This is a genomic window from Streptomyces sp. NPDC051133, assembly GCF_040682635.1.
Classification (GTDB): Bacteria; Actinomycetota; Actinomycetes; order Streptomycetales; family Streptomycetaceae; genus Streptomyces.
This window is the reverse complement of sequence record NZ_JBFBBK010000026.1, coordinates 124133-140715: the sequence shown is the minus strand read 5'-3', so window position 1 is coordinate 140715 and position 16583 is coordinate 124133. Positions and strand designations below refer to the sequence as shown.

At 69.3% G+C, this 16583-nt stretch carries 16 protein-coding genes and 1 pseudogene; all 17 read right to left on the bottom strand.

Features of this window, described 5'->3' with window-relative positions:
• Positions 1–541 (bottom strand): annotated as a pseudogene (locus tag AB0N17_RS26215) (F0F1 ATP synthase subunit beta); the annotation flags it as partial.
• Positions 542–1459, bottom strand: a complete 918-nt coding sequence (locus AB0N17_RS26210; protein WP_366013931.1) for a F0F1 ATP synthase subunit gamma — start codon at positions 1457–1459, stop codon at positions 542–544.
• 21 nt (positions 1460–1480) lie between these two features.
• Complete coding sequence (gene atpA / locus AB0N17_RS26205; RefSeq protein ID WP_366013930.1) at positions 1481–3073, bottom strand: F0F1 ATP synthase subunit alpha; 1593 nt, start codon at positions 3071–3073, stop codon at positions 1481–1483.
• A 133-nt stretch (positions 3074–3206) separates the two neighbouring features.
• The gene (locus AB0N17_RS26200; RefSeq protein WP_366013928.1) at positions 3207–4022 is read right to left on the bottom strand and encodes a F0F1 ATP synthase subunit delta; all 816 of its coding nucleotides are present in this window, start codon (positions 4020–4022) and stop codon (positions 3207–3209) included.
• Positions 4019–4570, bottom strand: coding sequence for a F0F1 ATP synthase subunit B (locus tag AB0N17_RS26195; protein ID WP_366013927.1), 552 nt, complete (start codon positions 4568–4570; stop codon positions 4019–4021). Before AB0N17_RS26195 ends, AB0N17_RS26200 begins: the two co-directional genes overlap by 4 nt.
• 39 nt (positions 4571–4609) lie before the next feature.
• Positions 4610–4855: an ATP synthase F0 subunit C gene (gene atpE / locus AB0N17_RS26190; protein ID WP_366013926.1), complete on the bottom strand. Its 246-nt coding sequence runs from the start codon at positions 4853–4855 to the stop codon at positions 4610–4612.
• Between the two features lie 76 nt (positions 4856–4931).
• Positions 4932–5702 (bottom strand): F0F1 ATP synthase subunit A, encoded by a 771-nt coding sequence (gene atpB / locus AB0N17_RS26185; RefSeq protein WP_366013925.1) that lies wholly within the window; start codon positions 5700–5702, stop codon positions 4932–4934.
• A gap of 273 nt (positions 5703–5975) precedes the next feature.
• Complete coding sequence (locus AB0N17_RS26180) at positions 5976–6413, bottom strand: hypothetical protein (protein ID WP_366013941.1); 438 nt, start codon at positions 6411–6413, stop codon at positions 5976–5978.
• A 301-nt stretch (positions 6414–6714) separates the two neighbouring features.
• Positions 6715–8049 carry an MraY family glycosyltransferase gene (locus AB0N17_RS26175; protein WP_366013924.1) on the bottom strand — a complete coding sequence of 445 codons (1335 nt, stop codon included), beginning with the start codon at positions 8047–8049 and terminating at the stop codon, positions 6715–6717.
• 151 nt (positions 8050–8200) lie between these two features.
• Positions 8201–9439, bottom strand: coding sequence for a serine hydroxymethyltransferase (gene glyA, locus AB0N17_RS26170; protein ID WP_366013923.1), 1239 nt, complete (start codon positions 9437–9439; stop codon positions 8201–8203).
• 107 nt (positions 9440–9546) lie between these two features.
• Complete coding sequence (locus AB0N17_RS26165) at positions 9547–10224, bottom strand: protein-tyrosine-phosphatase (protein ID WP_366013922.1); 678 nt, start codon at positions 10222–10224, stop codon at positions 9547–9549.
• Positions 10221–10868, bottom strand: coding sequence for an L-threonylcarbamoyladenylate synthase (locus AB0N17_RS26160; RefSeq protein ID WP_366013921.1), 648 nt, complete (start codon positions 10866–10868; stop codon positions 10221–10223). The genes AB0N17_RS26165 and AB0N17_RS26160 overlap by 4 nt, the downstream gene beginning before the upstream one ends.
• A gap of 52 nt (positions 10869–10920) precedes the next feature.
• Complete coding sequence (gene prmC / locus AB0N17_RS26155) at positions 10921–11766, bottom strand: peptide chain release factor N(5)-glutamine methyltransferase (protein WP_366013920.1); 846 nt, start codon at positions 11764–11766, stop codon at positions 10921–10923.
• Positions 11767–11829: 63 nt separating this feature from the next.
• Positions 11830–12897, bottom strand: a complete 1068-nt coding sequence (prfA, locus tag AB0N17_RS26150) for a peptide chain release factor 1 (RefSeq protein WP_366013919.1) — start codon at positions 12895–12897, stop codon at positions 11830–11832.
• 108 nt (positions 12898–13005) lie between these two features.
• On the bottom strand, positions 13006–13227 hold the full coding sequence (gene rpmE, locus AB0N17_RS26145) for a 50S ribosomal protein L31 (RefSeq protein ID WP_030740744.1): 222 nt from the start codon (positions 13225–13227) through the stop codon (positions 13006–13008).
• A 150-nt stretch (positions 13228–13377) separates the two neighbouring features.
• Positions 13378–14514, bottom strand: coding sequence for an LCP family protein (locus tag AB0N17_RS26140; protein WP_366013918.1), 1137 nt, complete (start codon positions 14512–14514; stop codon positions 13378–13380).
• Between the two features lie 199 nt (positions 14515–14713).
• Positions 14714–16474 carry a trypsin-like serine protease gene (locus AB0N17_RS26135; protein WP_366013940.1) on the bottom strand — a complete coding sequence of 587 codons (1761 nt, stop codon included), beginning with the start codon at positions 16472–16474 and terminating at the stop codon, positions 14714–14716.
• Positions 16475–16583: the final 109 nt, after the last annotated feature.

The following is a 16583-nucleotide window of genomic DNA, read 5'->3' as shown; positions in this document are numbered from 1 at the left end:
CGCGGTAGATCATCTCCTGGATGAGCACCGTCTTGCCGACGCCGGCACCACCGAACAGACCGATCTTGCCGCCCTTGACGTACGGGGTCAGCAGGTCGATGACCTTGACGCCGGTCTCGAACATCTCGGTCTTCGACTCGAGCTCGTCGAAGTTCGGCGCCTTGCGGTGGATGCCCCAGCGCTCGCCCTCGTACTGCTCGTCGACGTTCAGCACCTCACCGAGGGTGTTGAACACCTTGCCCTTGGTGAAGTCGCCGACGGGCACCGTGATGGAGTTGCCGGTGTCCGTCACCGGGGCCTGGCGGACCAGGCCGTCGGTGGGCTGCATGGAGATGGTGCGGACCAGGCCGTCACCCAGGTGCTGGGCGACCTCCAGGGTCAGCGTCTTCTTCTCGCCCTCGTTCGCCGGGTCGGAGACCTCGACGTGCAGAGCGTTGTAGATGTCCGGCATCGCGTCGACGGGGAACTCCACGTCGACGACCGGGCCGATGACCCGGGCGACGCGGCCCGTAGCCGTCGCGGTCTCAACAGTGGTGGTCATTTATCGGTCACTCCCCGCGGTCGCGTCGGCCAGGGCGCTCGCGCCACCGACGATCTCGCTGATTTCCTGGGTGATTTCGGCCTGGCGGGCCGCGTTGGCAAGACGGGAGAGCGTGTTGATCAGCTCGCCCGCGTTGTCGGTGGCCGACTTCATCGCGCGCCGCGTGGCGGCGTGCTTCGAAGCGGCCGACTGGAGCAGCGCGTTGTAGATCCGGCTCTCCACGTAGCGCGGCAGCAGGGCGTCGAGGACGTCCTCCGCCGACGGCTCGAAGTCGTACAGCGGGAGGATCTCGCCCTTGGGGTGAGCCTCCTCGGCGACCTCTTCGAGGCGCAGCGGCAGCAGCCGGGCGTCCAGCGCCGTCTGCGTCATCATCGAGACGAACTCGGTGAAGACGATGTGGAGCTCGTCCACACCACCCTCGGCCGTGTCCTTCTCGATCGCCTCGATCAGGGGCGCCGCGACCTTCTTGGCGTCCGCGTACGACGGCTCGTCGGTGAAGCCGGTCCACGACTCCGCGATCACGCGCTCACGGAAGTTGTAGTGGGCGACACCGCGCCGGCCGACGATGTACGTGTCGACCTGCTTGCCCTCGCGCTCCAGGCGCTCGGTCAGCTGCTCCGCCGCCTTGATGGCGTTGGAGTTGAAGGCGCCGGCCAGACCGCGGTCGCTCGTGAGGAGCAGGACCGCGGCACGGGTCGGGTTCTCCGTCTCCGTGGTGAGCGGGTGCTTGGTGTTCGAACCCGTACCGACCGCCGTGACCGCGCGGGTGAGCTCCTGCGCGTACGGCGTGGAGGCCGCCACCTTGCGCTGCGCCTTGACGACGCGCGAGGCAGCGATCATCTCCATCGCCTTGGTGATCTTCTTGGTCGCGCTGACGGATCGGATGCGACGCTTGTAGACCCGGAGCTGGGCTCCCATGAGTCAGGTCCCTTCCTTACGTCACTTGGCGGCAGCGGCAGGAACGTCCTCGCCGAGCAGCTTGCCGTCGCTCGTCTCGAACTGCTTCTTGAACTCCGCCACGGCGTCGTCGATCGCCTGGATGGTGTCGTTCGACATCTTCGCGCCCTCCTTGATGGAGGTCATCAGGCCCTGGTGCTTCCGGTGCAGGAAGTCGATCAGTTCCTTCTCGAAGCGGCGGATGTCGGCGACCGGGACGTCGTCCATGCGGCCGTTGGTGCCGGCCCAGACGGAGACGACCTGGTCCTCGGTGGCCATCGGCTGGTACTGGTTCTGCTTCAGCAGCTCGACCATGCGCGAACCGCGCTCCAGCTGGGCCTTCGAGGCCGCGTCCAGGTCGGAACCGAAGGCGGCGAACGCCTCCAGCTCACGGAACTGGGCGAGGTCGACACGCAGACGGCCGGAGACCTGGCGCATCGCCTTGTGCTGCGCGGAACCACCGACTCGGGAGACGGAGATACCGACGTTCAGCGCGGGGCGCTGACCGGCGTTGAACAGGTCCGACTCCAGGAAGCACTGGCCGTCGGTGATGGAGATGACGTTGGTCGGGATGAACGCCGAGACGTCGTTGGCCTTGGTCTCGACGATCGGCAGACCGGTCATCGAGCCGGCGCCCATGTCGTCGGAGAGCTTGGCGCAGCGCTCCAGCAGGCGGGAGTGCAGGTAGAAGACGTCACCCGGGTAGGCCTCACGGCCCGGCGGACGGCGCAGCAGCAGCGACACGGCGCGGTAGGCGTCGGCCTGCTTCGACAGGTCGTCGAAGATGATGAGGACGTGCTTGCCCTCGTACATCCACTGCTGACCGATGGCCGAACCGGTGTACGGCGCCAGGTACTTGAAGCCGGCCGGGTCGGACGCCGGGGCGGCGACGATGGTCGTGTACTCCAGCGCGCCGTTCTCCTCCAGCGCGCGGCGCACGCCGGCGATGGTGGAGCCCTTCTGGCCGATGGCGACGTAGATGCAGCGGACCTGCTTCTTCGGGTCGCCCGAGCGCCAGTTGTCACGCTGGTTGATGATCGTGTCGACGGCCAGGGCGGTCTTGCCGGTCTGGCGGTCACCGATGATCAGCTGACGCTGACCACGGCCGATCGGGGTCATCGCGTCGACGGCCTTGTAGCCGGTCTCCATCGGCTCGTGCACCGACTTGCGCTGCATGACCGTGGGGGCCTGCAGCTCCAGCGCACGGCGGCCGGACGTCTCGATCTCGCCGAGGCCGTCGATCGGGTTGCCGAGCGGGTCGACGACACGGCCGAGGTAGCCCTCGCCGACCGCCACGGAGAGGACCTCACCGGTACGGGTGACCGGCTGACCCTCCTCGATGCCGCTGAACTCACCGAGGACGATGGCACCGATCTCGCGCTCCTCGAGGTTGAGGGCGAGGCCGAGGGTGCCGTCCTCGAACTTCAGCAGTTCGTTGGCCATGGCCGAGGGAAGACCCTCGATCTTCGCGATGCCGTCGCCGGCAAGGGTGACCGTACCGACCTCCTCGCGCGAGGCCGCGTCCGGCTTGTACGACTGGACGAAGTTCTCCAGCGCGTCCCGGATCTCCTCCGGCCGGATCGTGAGCTCCGCCATCTGGGTTCCCTGCTCTCCTTGTTGGGCCCGAAGTTTCACTTTGGGGGTCTGGGGGCGACCCCCAGGATTCTTCTGCACGGCCCAACCAGGGCCGTCGTGAGTACTACTGCTGTTCTCGAATACCGAGCGTGGCTCAGCTCGCCATGCGGCGGGCGGCCTCGTCCAGCCGGTCCGCGAGGGAGCCGTTGATGACCTCGTCACCGACCTGCACCCGGATCCCGCCGATCACGTCGGGGTCCACGTCCAGGTTGAGGTGCATCCGGCGGCCGTAGAGCTTCGCCAGGGCGTCGCCCAGGCGCTGCTTCTGCCGGTCGCTCAGCGGCACCGCGGAGGTGACGACCGCCACCAGCCGGTCCCGGCGCTCGGCGGCGAGCTTGGACAGGGACTCCAGTCCCGCTTCCAGGCTACGTCCCCGCGGCGCGGTCACGAGGCGCGCGACCAGACGCTCGGTGGCGGGCTTGGCCCGTCCGCCCAGCAGCCGGTGCAGCAGCTCGGTCTTGGCCTGGCCGCCGACGGTGCGGTCGGTCAGCGCCGCGCGCAGCTCGGTGCTCGAGGAGATGATCCGGCCGAACCGGAACAGCTCGTCCTCGACCTCGTCGAGGGTGCCCCGCTTCTCGGCGGCGGTGAGGTCGGCGATGTCGGCCAGCTGCTCCAGCGCGTCGACCAGGTCGCGCGGCTGGGACCAGCGGGAGCGGGCCATGCCGGACACCAGGTCGGCGGTGGAGCCGCTGACCTGGGCGCCGATCAGACGCTGGACCAGCTGCGCCTTGGCCTCCCCGGGCTGCGCCGGGTCGGTGAGAACCCGGCGCAGGCCGGCCTCGCGGTCGAGCAGCGCGGTGACGGCCGCCAGCTCGTCGGCGAGCGATGCGGCGTCGGCGGACGTGGCGTCCGTCAGCGCGTCGAGACGCTCCCGTGCGGCTGCCAGGGCCTCGCGGCTCGCTCCGTTCATCGCGTGGCCTCGGCCTTCTCCTCGAGCTCGTCGAGGAAGCGGTCGATCACACGGCTCTGGCGGGCGTGGTCCTCGAGGGACTCGCCGACGAGCTTGCCGGCCAGGTCGGTGGCGAGCTTGCCGACGTCCTGACGCAGCGAGGACGCGGCGGCCTTGCGGTCGGCGTCGATCTGCGAGTGACCGGCGGCGACGATCTCCTCGCGCTGCCGCTGGCCCTCGGCCCGCATCTCGGCGATCAGCGCGGCACCCTGCTCCTGCGCCTCCTGGCGCAGGCGCGCGGCCTCGTGCCGGGCCTCGGCGAGCTGAGCCTTGTACTGCTCAAGGACGCTCTGGGCCTCGACCTTCATGGCCTCGGCCTCTTCGATACCGCCTTCGATCGCCCCGCGGCGCTCCTCCAGAACCTTGTTGATGTTCGGAAGCAGCTTCTTCCAGAAGAAGAAGAACACGATGGCGAAGGCGATGAAGCCGATGAGCAGCTCGGGACCGGCGGGGACGAGCGGGTTCTGCTCCGTCTCCTCGGCCGCCAGCTGTGCCAGGTTGGCGATCACATCAGTGCCTTTCGTCGAAACGTGTCGGTGGGTGGCTGATTACCGACCGAACACGAACGGCATAACGATGCCGATGAGGGCGAGCGCCTCACAGAAGGCGAAGCCGAGGATCTGGTTGGCGCGGATCAGACCGGCGGCCTCGGGCTGGCGGGCCAGGGCCTGGGTGCCGTTACCGAAGATGTAGCCGACGCCGATGCCGGGGCCGATCGCAGCGAGGCCGTAGCCGATCGAGCCGACGGAGCCGTGGACACCAGCGGTGGCGGCGAGGGTCTCAAGAGCGGACATGCCGGTTCTTCCTTCTCTTTACTGGACCGGTGGGGGTTGGCCACCGGACGTCTGGGATTGGCGGGGGTGGTACGACTCAGTGGTGCTCGGCGAGAGCGCCCTGAACGTAGGAGCAGGCCAGCAGCACGAAGACGTACGCCTGGACGGCCTGGACGAAGAGCTCGAAGAGGATCATGGCCAGCGTCATCACGAAGGAGACACCGGCGCCGACGATCAGCCAGCTGTTCAGCAGGTACCAGGAGGCGACGGTGAACATGACCAGCATCAGGTGGCCGGCGAACATGTTGGCGAAGAGTCGCACCGCGTGCGTGAACGGGCGGACCAGCAGGTTCGAGAAGAACTCGATGACCATGACCAGCGGCAGAACGGCGCCGAGCGACTTGTCGTAGCCCGTGACGTTCTTGAAGAAGCCGACGAAGCCGTGCTTCTTGAAGGTCAGCACGACCCAGGTGATGTAGACGATCGCGGCGAGCACGGCCGGGAAGGCGATGACCGAGGACACCGGGAACTGGGCCAGCGGGATCACGGACCAGACGTTCATGATCCACACGAAGAAGAACAGCGAGACCATGAGCGGGACGTACTTCTCGCCCTCACGCTTGCCGAGCGTCTCGTACACGATGCCGCGGCGCACGAAGTCGTAGCCGGCCTCGCCGACCATCTGCAGCTTGCCCGGCACGACCTTGGCCTTGCCGAAGGCGGCCCAGAAGAAGGCGACGATCACCACGGTGGTGACGAGCGCGAGCAGCATCACCTTGTTGAACTCGAAGCCCCCGACCGTGGCGAGCGGCTTGAACAGGAAGGAGTTCAGGCCCGGGGCCGGGAAGCCGCACCCGTTGTCGGACATGATCCGACAACTCCAGTCAAAGGCGAGCTGGGTCTGGTCAGCACTCACCACGGGCTCCTTCGGCGTGACGCATGGGTACGGCAACCTCGTTGTGTCGGCGCGGCGCACGGCCGCGGATCGGCACCGGACTGGTGTTACGGATGTGGGGGCGGCTGAGGGGCATCGAGCCTCGCGATTGAGCAGGCGTCAGCTCAGATGCCCGCGCCGGCGATGCCGCAGTTGGCACCGGACGATAGCAGGAGATCTCACAAGCCTTTATCCCGCCCCTACCCCTCACGACTTCCGCCCTGTCTTCTCGGGCTTCTCGCTCTTCTCGGGGTCCGGGTCGATGTAGAAGATCTTGGCCTTCATGTGCGCACGAGCCTGCGCGGCCATCCACACCACGGTCGCGACGACCAGCGACACGGCGAACGTCTTCGGGTTGAAGAGAGAGGTGTCCTTGAAAACAGCGAGGAAGATCAGGAGGAGCAGCAACTGGGCGACGTAGAGCATCAGCCCCATCGCCTGAAACAGCTGCGGGAGCGTTTTTGCCGTCCACTGCAGCACATAGAGGCCGATTCCCATGAACAGGATGGCCAGCACCGTGCCGACGGCCGCGCCGAGCGCACCCTCGCCCCCCGCGACCGCGGCGCTCACGGCGACGGCGATCACGCCTGCAGCCGCCGTGGGCACGGCTGTCTGCAGAAGGTTCCGGGCGTCATTGGACGGCATGGCGGCAACTCCGCTTTCACAGGGGGCAGGTGTCGTCATGGACGAGCGTAGTCCCGGGCCGAGTGATCGAGACCTCGCGCCGGCGGACCGTCGTACTCAGATCCTTCGGCTCTATCCCGGGTTCTCGTGAACCGTATCACAAACTATTTGATGAGGTCTTTACCTGGTTGGTGTGCTTGCTGTCACACATGAGAGTGACAGTGCGCGTCTGTGCAAAAACAGCGCCCACTTGTCTGGTATTGGGGGACTTTGCTCCCCCACGAGTTGGCAATGCTCTAGTCAGATTCTTACCTTGCCGGGGTCACCTACGGTCAAGGAAATGCGACCGGGCGCCGATCGCCGTCGCCCCGTTGACGCCCGGGGCACCGGCCGGCACGGGGGTCCGTTCCCCGGCCGCCACGTCGTCCGGGCACTCCCGCGCGGCGGACTCGGCACCGGCCCCGGCGGCCTCCGCCCCGGCAGCTCCGCGCCCCCTCCGGTACCGGGGCGGCACGAACCGCTGCGCCCAGACCGGCACCCGCGGCGTGAAGCGCGGGAGCAGCAGCAGGACCAGACCGACCGCGCTGAGGAAGACGACGCCCAGCACGATCCACATGGACGCCGAGTTGACCGAGTACGCCAGCGCGCCGAACGCGATCAGGGCCGACCAGAAGTACATGATCAGCACGGCCCGGCTGTGCGAGTGGCCGATCTCCAGCAGGCGGTGGTGCAGATGCCCACGGTCGGCGGCGAACGGCGACTGGCCGCGCCAGGTACGGCGGACGATCGCCAGCACCAGGTCGGCGGCCGGCACCGCGATGATGGTCAGGGGCAGCAGCAGCGGGATGTAGACCGGCACCGTCTGGTGCACGGCCGCCTTCTCCGATCCGACGAACAGCTTCAGCGCGTCCGGGTCGACCTGCCCCGTGATGGAGATCGCGCCCGCCGCCAGCACCAGGCCGATCAGCATCGAGCCCGAGTCGCCCATGAAGATCCGCGCGGGATGCATGTTGTGCGGCAGGAAGCCCAGGCACATGCCCATCAGGATCGCCGCGAACAGGGTGCCGGGCGCGGCGGCCTCGATGCCGTACGAGTACCAGATCCGGTAGGCGTAGAGGAAGAACGCGCCGGCCGCGATGCACACCATGCCGGCCGCGAGTCCGTCCAGGCCGTCAACGAAGTTCACCGCGTTGATCGTGATGACGACGAGCGCCACCGTCAGCAGCGTGCCCTGCCACTGGGTCAGTGCCACGTTGCCGACGCCGGGGATGGGCAGCCACAGGATCGTCAGACCCTGCATGACCATGACGCCCGCGGCGATCATCTGACCGCCCAGCTTGATCAGCGCGTCGATCTCGAACTTGTCGTCCAGGACGCCGATCAGCCAGATCAGGGCGGCGCCGGAGAGCAGCGCCCGCGGCTCGTTCGACTTCGCGAAGACCTCGTTGAGGTTGGTCAGGTGGTCCGCGACCAGCAGGCCCGCGCACAGTCCGAAGAACATGGCGATACCGCCGAGGCGCGGAGTGGGTTCCCGGTGCACGTCACGTGCCCGGATCTCCGGCATCGCCCCGGCCACGATCGCGAACTTCCGCACCGGCCCCGTCAGCAGGTACGTCACCGCGGCCGTGATGCAGAGCGTCAGCAGGTATTCACGCACGGGCTTCCCCACAGGTCTCGCTGGCCATCACAGCCCCACACCCTAGCGAGGCACGCATATGGATGGGGACTTCCGGGTAGCGACGATGGTTGCATGGGTGGCTGTGGGCCATGGCGCACATCAGGGTGTACGGTCCACCGCCTACCCCGGTTCAGCCGGGATACGGCGGAAAATCACCGGCCAGTGCGCGCACCTCCTCCCGCGCCGCCGCCGGCTCCGGCGCACCGCGCAGCACGCCCGCCAGCAGTGCCGCGATCCGCACCATCTCCGGCTCGCCCATGCCCTGCGTGGTCACCGCCGCCGTCCCCAGGCGCAGCCCGCGGCCGTCGCCGTGCGGCAGCGCGCAGCAGTCCAGCACCAGCCCCGCCGCCAGCAGCCGGCCGCGCGCGGTGCGGCCCTCCACGCCGAGCGGGGCCGGGTCGGCGGTGATCAGATGGGTGTCGGTGCCTCCGGTGGTGACGGCGAGGCCCTCGGCGGCCAGGTGACCGGCGAGAACCCTCGCGTTGGCGACCACCTGATGGGCGTACGCGGCGAACGCCGGTGTCGCCGCCTCGCCGAACGCGACGGCCTTGGCGGCGATGGTGTGCATCTGGGCGCCGCCCTGGGTGAAGGGGAACACCGCCCGGTCGACGCGCTCGGCCAGCTCGCCGCCGCACAGGATCATCCCGCCGCGCGGGCCGCGCAGCACCTTGTGGGTGGTCGCGCACACGATGTCCGCCCACGGCACCGGGTTCGGCGCCGCTCCCCCGGCGACCAGCCCGATGGGATGCGCGGCGTCGGCGATCAGATACGCCCCGACCTCGTCGGCGACCTCACGGAAGAAGGCGTAGTCGATGTGCCGGGGATAGGCGATCGAGCCGCACACGATCGCCTTCGGCCGGTGATTGCGGGCCAGGTGCCGCACCTGGTCGTGATCGATGAGCCCGGTCTCCGCGTCCACCCCGTACCCCACGAAGTCGAACCAGCGGCCGGAGAAGTTCGCGGGCGAGCCGTGGGTGAGATGGCCGCCGTAGGGCAGGCCCAGGGCGAGGACGGTGTCGCCGGGGCGCAGCAGGGCGGCGTAGGCGGCCAGGACGGCCGAGGAACCCGAGTGGGACTGGACGTTGGCGTGCTCGGCGCCGAACAGCTCCTTGGCGCGGTCGACGGCCGCGCGTTCGGCGACGTCGACGATCTCGCAGCCGCCGTGGTGCCGGGCGCCCGGATAGCCCTCGGCGTACTTGTTGGCGAGCGGCGAGCCGAGGGCGGCCAGCACGGCCGGCGAGCAGAAGTTCTCGGCGGCGATCAGCTGCAGCGTCGTGGACTGCCGGTCCAGCTCCCCGAGCAGGATCTCGGCCATCGCCGGGTCCTGCCGCCGCAGGACGTCGGTCTCGAGGGTATGGGTGACCGACATGGCGGGCTCCCGGACGGTCGGTGGTGACGTAGGACCAATGTAGGCCGGGGCCGCACCGGACGCGCGACCGTTGCGCCCGCTTGTGCGCCTTATGGGTCCTTCGTGCCTTACGCCCGGGTGTTCACGCCGGTCAGCGCCGTCACCACCGGGTCCAGCGCCTGATGTATCTCGTCCCCGATCGACCGGAAGAACGTCAGCGGCGCCCCGTACGGGTCGTACACCTCGTCCGCCTCCGCCGTGGGCGCCAGCAGCCACCCGCGTAGAGCCGCCGCGGCGCGCACCAGCGCACGCGCCCGCGTGACCACGCCGTCCTCCAGCGGCGGCAGCGTGGCGGGGTCTATGGCGCGGACCAGGCGGGTGAACTCCTTCAGCGTGAAGGTGCGCAGGCCCGCCGAGTGCCCCATCGAGATCACCTGCGCCCGGTGGTCCCGGGTGGCCGTCAGCACCAGGTCGGCCCGGATCACGTGCTCGTCGAGCAGCTCCCGGCCGAAGAAGCCGGAGGCGTCCGCGCCGAACTCGCCCAGCACGGTCTCCGCGTTGGCCTCCATGGGCGCGCCCTCGTGACCCCAGGTGCCCGCGCTCTCCACGATCAGCCCGCCGCCGAGCACGCCGAGGCGCTCCGTGACGAAATGCCGGGTCAGCCGCTCGGTGATGGGTGAGCGGCACACGTTGCCGGTGCTGACGTGGAGGATGCGGAAGGTGTCGCGCGGAAATCCGAAGGTGGTCGTCTCCTCCGCGACACGCTCCCCGATGCCTATGCCACGCCCCGCCTCAGGGGCCGTCAATTCGCCACCTCGAGGTCGGGTACGACCTTGCGCAGCTCCTCCGGGGAGATCGCGCCCTCGCGCAGCAGCACCGGCACCTCACGGCTGACGTCGACGATCGACGACGGCACGTTGCCCGGGGTGGGGCCGCCGTCGAGGTAGACGGAGACCGAGTCGGCGAGCATCTCCTGGGCGGCGTCGCAGTTCTCCGGCGCGGGGTGGCCGGTGAGGTTGGCGGAGGACACGGCCATCGGACCGACCTCGGTGAGCAGCTCGATCGCGACCGGGTGCAGCGGCATCCGGACGGCCACCGTGCCCCGGGTGTCACCGAGGTCCCACTGCAGCGACGGCTGGTGCTTGGCGACGATCGTCAGGGCGCCCGGCCAGAACGCGTCGACCAGCTCCCAGGCCAGCTCGGAGAAGTCCGTGACCAGGCCGTGCAGCGTGTTCGGGGAACCGATGAGGACGGGCGTGGGCATGTTGCGGCCCCGGCCCTTGGCGGCGAGCAGGTCGGCGACGGCCTCCGAGGAGAACGCGTCGGCGCCGATGCCGTACACCGTGTCGGTCGGCAGCACCACCAGCTCGCCCCGGCGGACGGCGGACGCGGCCTCGCGCAGACCCGTCACACGGTCGGTCGCGTCATTGGTGTCGTATCGCCGTGCCATGTCTAGCGGGCCTCCTCGTACACGTACTGCGGGGATGAAGTCTCGGGGGTGGTCACGGCAGCGCCTTGCGGGCGGTCGCGAACCGGGGGCGGTTGTTGAGGTCGGGGTGGTCGGCCGCGTCGGCCCAGCCCCGCTCCTCGGTGAAGATCCACGGCACCTGTCCGCCCTGGGTGTCGGCGTGCTCGATCACGACGACGCCGCCGGGGCGCAGCAGACGGTGTGCGGTGCGCTCGATGCCCCGGATCAGGTCGAGGCCGTCCTCACCGGAGAACAGCGCCAGCTCGGGGTCGTAGTCGCGGGCCTCGGGGGCGACGTACTCCCACTCGGTCAGCGGGATGTACGGCGGGTTGGAGATGACCAGGTCGACCTGGCCGTCGAGGTCCGGGAAGGCGGTCAGGGCGTCGCCCTGGCGCAGGTCGACCCTGGACCCGGACACGTTCTTGCGGGTCCACACCAGGGCCTCTTCGGAGAGCTCCACGGCGTGCACGCGCGAGCGCGGGACCTCCTGGGCGAGGGCGAGCGCGATCGCGCCCGATCCGGTGCACAGGTCGACGATGCACGGCTCGACCACGTCCATGGCGCGCACGGCGTCTATGGCCCAGCCGACCACGGACTCGGTCTCCGGCCGGGGCACGAAGACGCCCGGCCCGACCTGCAGCTCCAGGTACCGGAAGTAGGCCCGCCCGGTGATGTGCTGCAGCGGCTCGCGCTGCTCGCGCCGGGCGATGACCTCCCAGTACCGGGCGTCGAAGTCCGCATCCTTCACGGAGTGCAGGGCGCCGCGCTTCACCCCGTGCACGAACGCGGCCAGTTCCTCCGCGTCGTTGCGCGGCGAGGGCACGCCGGCGTCGGCCAGCCGCTGGGTGGCCTGGGCCACCTCCGCGAGCAGCAGGTTCACGCGAGTCCTCCGTGTCGTGCTCGTACTTCGTGCTGGTACGTGCGTACGTGTCGTACGCGGCTCTCAGGCGGCCGCCAGCTTCGCCGCCGAGTCGGCGTCGACGCAGGCCTGGATCACCGCGTCGAGGTCGCCGTCCAGTACCTGGTCCAGGTTGTACGCCTTGAAGCCGACGCGGTGGTCGGACAGGCGGTTCTCCGGGAAGTTGTAGGTGCGGATCTTCTCGGAGCGGTCGACGGTGCGGACCTGGCTGCGGCGGGCGTCCGCGGCCTCCCGCTCCGCCTCCTCCTGCGCCGCCGCGAGCAGCCTGGAGCGCAGGATACGCATGGCCTGCTCCTTGTTCTGGAGCTGGCTCTTCTCGTTCTGGCAGGAGGCGACGACCCCGGTGGGAAGGTGCGTGATGCGCACGGCGGAGTCGGTGGTGTTCACGGACTGGCCGCCCGGGCCGGAGGACCGGTAGACGTCGATCCGCAGGTCGTTCGCGTTGATCTCGACGTCGACCTCCTCGGCCTCCGGGGTGACGAGCACACCGGCGGCGGAGGTGTGGATACGGCCCTGCGACTCGGTGGCCGGCACGCGCTGGACACGGTGCACACCGCCCTCGTACTTCAGCCGCGCCCACACGCCCTGGCCGGGCTCGAGCTGCCCGCGGGCCTTCACCGCGACCTGGACGTCCTTGTAGCCGCCCAGCTCGGACTCGGTGGAGTCGATGATCTCGGTCTTCCACCCGACGCGCTCGGCGTAGCGCAGGTACATGCGCAGCAGGTCACCGGCGAACAGCGCGGACTCGTCGCCGCCCGCGCCCGCCTTGATCTCCAGAATGACGTCCTTGTCGTCACTCGGGTCGCGCGGGACCAGCAGCAGGCGCAGCTTCTCGGTCAGCTCCTCGCGCTGCTTCTCCAGGTCCTTGACCTCGGCGGCGAAGTCGGGGTCGTCGGCGGCCAGCTCGCGCGCGGTGTCGATGTCGTCGCCGGTCTGCTTCCAGGAGCGGAACGTGGCGACGATCGGGGTCAGCTCGGCGTAGCGCTTGTTCAGCTTGCGCGCGTTCGCCTGGTCGGCGTGGACCGACGGGTCGGCGAGCTTCTGCTCCAGGTCGGCGTGCTCGGCGACGAGTTCCTCGACTGCCTCGAACATCTTTCGGCTCCTGTACTGCGATGAAGGGAAGGGCGGGCGACCAAAAACGCCGGTCCCGGCGCACGCCCGCGTGGGGCGTACGGCCGTGGACCGGCGAAATGGGGCTCGCTACTTCTTGGAGCCGGCAGCCTTGCCGAAGCGGGCCTCGAAGCGGGCCACACGGCCACCGGTGTCGAGGATCTTCTGCTTGCCCGTGTAGAACGGGTGGCACTCGGAGCAGACCTCGGCCCGGATGGTGCCGGACTCGATGGTGCTGCGGGTGGTGAACGACGCGCCGCAGGTGCAGCTGACCTGCGTCTCGACGTACGCGGGGTGGATGTCGCGCTTCAAGGTGTCTCCTAGGTTTCGGGAGGGCGCCGGGTCGCCGCCGCGGGGTGCGGGAGCGTGAACCGGAGCCGACGTACCAGTCTGCCAGGACTGGGGCCATCCACCCAAACCGGGGGTGCGGTTGTTCTATTCCTGGAGGGAGGCCCGCCCCCCTCAGGGAGCGCTCACCACGCCCCTGGCCTCGCCGGTCGCCGTGCCCTTCGTGGCCGACCCCGGGATCGGGCGGTCGTTCTTCAGGGCGTCCCAGACCTGCTGTGCCTTGGACTTCTCCATCAGGACGCGGTTGGGGTCCGCCGGGTCGTACCGCACCGGCATGGTGACCATGCTCATGTGCTTCGCGCTGATGCCCTTGAGGCCGTCCGCGAAATCGATCAGGGAGTTCACCGAACCGATGTCGGAGTCGGTGGTGACGGCCTTGGTGGCGGTGTCGGCGAGGTTGTACAGCTTCTTCGGGCTGCTGAGGACGCCGACGTGCTCGACCTGCCCGATCAGTGCCTTGACGAATGCCTGCTGGAGCTGGATGCGGCCCAGGTCGGAGCCGTCGCCGACGCCGTGCCGGGTGCGGACCAGGCCGAGGGCCTGCTGCCCGTTCAGGGTGTGGGTGCCGGCCTTGAGCCGCAGATGGCTCTGCGGGTCGTCGATGTTCTTCGAGGTGGTGACCGGGACGCCGCCGAGGTCGTCGATGAGCTTCTGGAAGCCCGCGAAGTCGACCTCCAGGTAGTGGTCCATGCGGATGCCGGTGAGGGACTCGACGGTCTTGACCGCGCAGGCCGCGCCGCCCGTGGAGTAGGCCTCGTTGAACATCACGCCGCTCTGCGCCGGGTGCGCGGTGCCCTTGGTGTCGGTGCAGGCGGGGCGGTCGATCAGGGTGTCCCGAGGGATGGAGACCACACTGGCCTTCTTGTGGCCCTCGTAGACGTGCACGATCATCGCGGTGTCGGACCGGGCGCTGCCGTCGTCCGTGCCGCCGCCGAGCTTCTTGTTGCCGCCGGCGCGCGTGTCCGAGCCGAGGACCAGGATGTTCTCGGAGCCGTTGTCGACCTTCGAGGGGCGGTCGTTGCCGAGGGCCTGGTTGATGTCGATGCTCTTGAGGTTGCCGTTGAGCTTGAAGTAGACGAAACCCGCGCCGACGCCTCCCAGCACCACCACGCCCGCCGCCGTCCAGGCCGTGGCGAGCAGCGCCTTGCGGCTCGTCGTGCGCGCCTTGCGGCGGCGCCCCTTGCCCCCGCGGCCGGTACCGGTCGCATCCGGCTCGGGTATCACGGGCTCCGGCATGCTCTGGGCGGACACATCGCTCCTAGGTCTCGTCGTCGGTCGGTTACCCCCTGCTTTCAGGGTCAGGCGCGGTATCCACCGCTCCATCGTCGCCCCGCCCGGTCAGACGGAGAAACTCGGGACAGGGTTGCACAACGCAGAGTGCCCACCGCGTGCGGCGGTGGGCACTCCGTGTAGTCGGTTACGCAAGGGTGGCCCCTGCTCACCTGCGGCTTCAGCCCCAGATGTCGTACGCCTGGAAACCGGTGCCCGCCGAGACCCTTGTGGCAAAGATCTCGCTTGTGGCCTTTCCGGTGCCCTTGTACAGGTACAGGGTGCCGCCGGGGGTGCGGGCCAGGAAGTCGGCCTTGCCGTCGCCGCTCACGTCACCGACCGCGTCGAAGGCGTTGTAGCCGGTCCAGCCGCTGCGCACCTTGATCCGCGCGGAGAAGGCGCCGGTGCCGGACTTGCCGGTGCCCTTGTACAGGTACAGGTCGTCGCTGCCGGACTTGCGGGCGAGCAGGTCGGCCCTGCCGTCGCCGGTGAAGTCGCCGTGGCCGCGCAGGCTGTTGTACTGGTTCCAGCCCGTGCCCACCGAGACGCGCGAGCCGAAGGTGCCGTTGCCCTTGCCCGGGTAGATCCACAGGGTGCCGCCGGAGTCGACGGACAGGATGTCGGGCACGTAGTCACCGGTGACGTCGCCCGGGGCGACGATCCGGGTGCGGGTCTTCCAGCCGGTGAAGATCTTCGTGTCGGTCCAGGAGCCGCCGGTCCGCGCGCTGTTCGGCACGAAGTGCTCCCAGTACACGTCACCGCTGGAGCCGACCCGGTAGATCAGGTCCTGGAAGCCGTCCCGGTTCAGGTCGGTCTGCAGGATGACGTTGGCGCCGCCCCAGTCGCCCCAGGAGACCCGGGAGCCGAAGGAGCTGCCGCTGGAGTCCTTCTCGTAGCCGGTCTTCGTGGAGGAGGCCCGCACGAACAGGTCGGCCTTGTTGTCGGCCTTGTTGTCGAACAGGCTCAGGTTGGTGTCGTCGAGCTGCGGGTAGACCGCGCCGACGTACGTGGTGACCTTGCTGAAGACGCTGTAGGCGCCCTTCTCCACGCAGTCCTGCACGCCCCAGGAGACCACGCCGGCGATACGGCCGTTCACCACGAGCGGGCCGCCGGAGTCGCCGTTGCAGGCGGAGGTGGTGCCGCTGTCGCTGCCGGTGGCGGGCTTGCCCGCGCACACCATGTGGCCCTTGACGTAGTCGCTGCCGTAGGCGCCCGCGCAGGTGCTGTCGGACTGCAGGGGCAGCGTGGCCGTCTTCAGCGTCTGCGAGATGTTGTCGCTGGTGGAGCTGGTGCGGCCCCAGCCGTAGACCTTGGCGCTGGTGCCGGAGGCGTAGGAGGCCGTGTCGCCGGAGGTGACCATGCGGATCGGCGTGGCCTTGACCGGGGCGGCCAGGGTGAGCACGGCGATGTCGTTGTCGATCGCCCTCGGGTTGTACGAGGGGTGGTTCCACTGGCGCGAGACGGCGGTGGCCTGGCCGCCGTGCAGGTTCGTGGCGCCGGTCGAGTCGGTGGTGGGCAGCTGGTCGGTGCCGGTGACGACGGCGCCGTAGGCCTTCCAGTTGTAGCTCGTGCCGTTCTCGTCCTTCACGCAGTGCGCGGCGGTGAGGATCTTCGTCGGCGCGATGACCGAGCCACCGCAGAAGAAGCTGTCGCTGCCGTTGTCGTACCAGAGCTGGGCCATCCAGGGCGCCGAGGAGATGGTGGTCTCGTTACCACCGATGATCTTCGGCGAGACGGCGGAGGGGCTGCTGGACGTCGTCGGCGCGGAGGTGCCGGCGGCACTCGCGATGCGCTTCTCCAGGGTGGCCTGCGAGGGCTGGTCGAGGGCCGGCCGGGCGGTCGGCTTCGGCTGCGCGGTGGCCGCACCGGCGGACGTCGTCACGAGCGCGGCGGCGACGGCGGCGGCGACGCCCGCGGCGGCGAGGGGCAGGCCGACGCGTATCCGACGTCTGTGCCGCCCGGACAGGGGCTTGGGCAAGGGAGGTCCCCCAGGGAGAGATGAGAAGGAGGGGGCGCATGGTGCGTCCCACTCCCCTCAGCGCCAAAAGGCC

Excerpts from the sequence above, each read along its gene's own strand:
- AB0N17_RS26210 (WP_366013931.1), bottom strand. The coding sequence starts at position 1,459 with ATGGGAGCCCAGCTCCGGGTCTACAAGCGTCGCATCCGATCCGTCAGC.
- atpA (WP_366013930.1), bottom strand. The coding sequence starts at position 3,073 with ATGGCGGAGCTCACGATCCGGCCGGAGGAGATCCGGGACGCGCTGGAG.
- AB0N17_RS26200 (WP_366013928.1), bottom strand. The coding sequence starts at position 4,022 with ATGAACGGAGCGAGCCGCGAGGCCCTGGCAGCCGCACGGGAGCGTCTC.
- atpE (WP_366013926.1), bottom strand. The coding sequence starts at position 4,855 with ATGTCCGCTCTTGAGACCCTCGCCGCCACCGCTGGTGTCCACGGCTCC.
- atpB (WP_366013925.1), bottom strand. The coding sequence starts at position 5,702 with ATGTCCGACAACGGGTGCGGCTTCCCGGCCCCGGGCCTGAACTCCTTC.
- AB0N17_RS26180 (WP_366013941.1), bottom strand. The coding sequence starts at position 6,413 with ATGCCGTCCAATGACGCCCGGAACCTTCTGCAGACAGCCGTGCCCACG.
- glyA (WP_366013923.1), bottom strand. The coding sequence starts at position 9,439 with ATGTCGGTCACCCATACCCTCGAGACCGACGTCCTGCGGCGGCAGGAC.
- AB0N17_RS26160 (WP_366013921.1), bottom strand. The coding sequence starts at position 10,868 with ATGGCACGGCGATACGACACCAATGACGCGACCGACCGTGTGACGGGT.
- prfA (WP_366013919.1), bottom strand. The coding sequence starts at position 12,897 with ATGTTCGAGGCAGTCGAGGAACTCGTCGCCGAGCACGCCGACCTGGAG.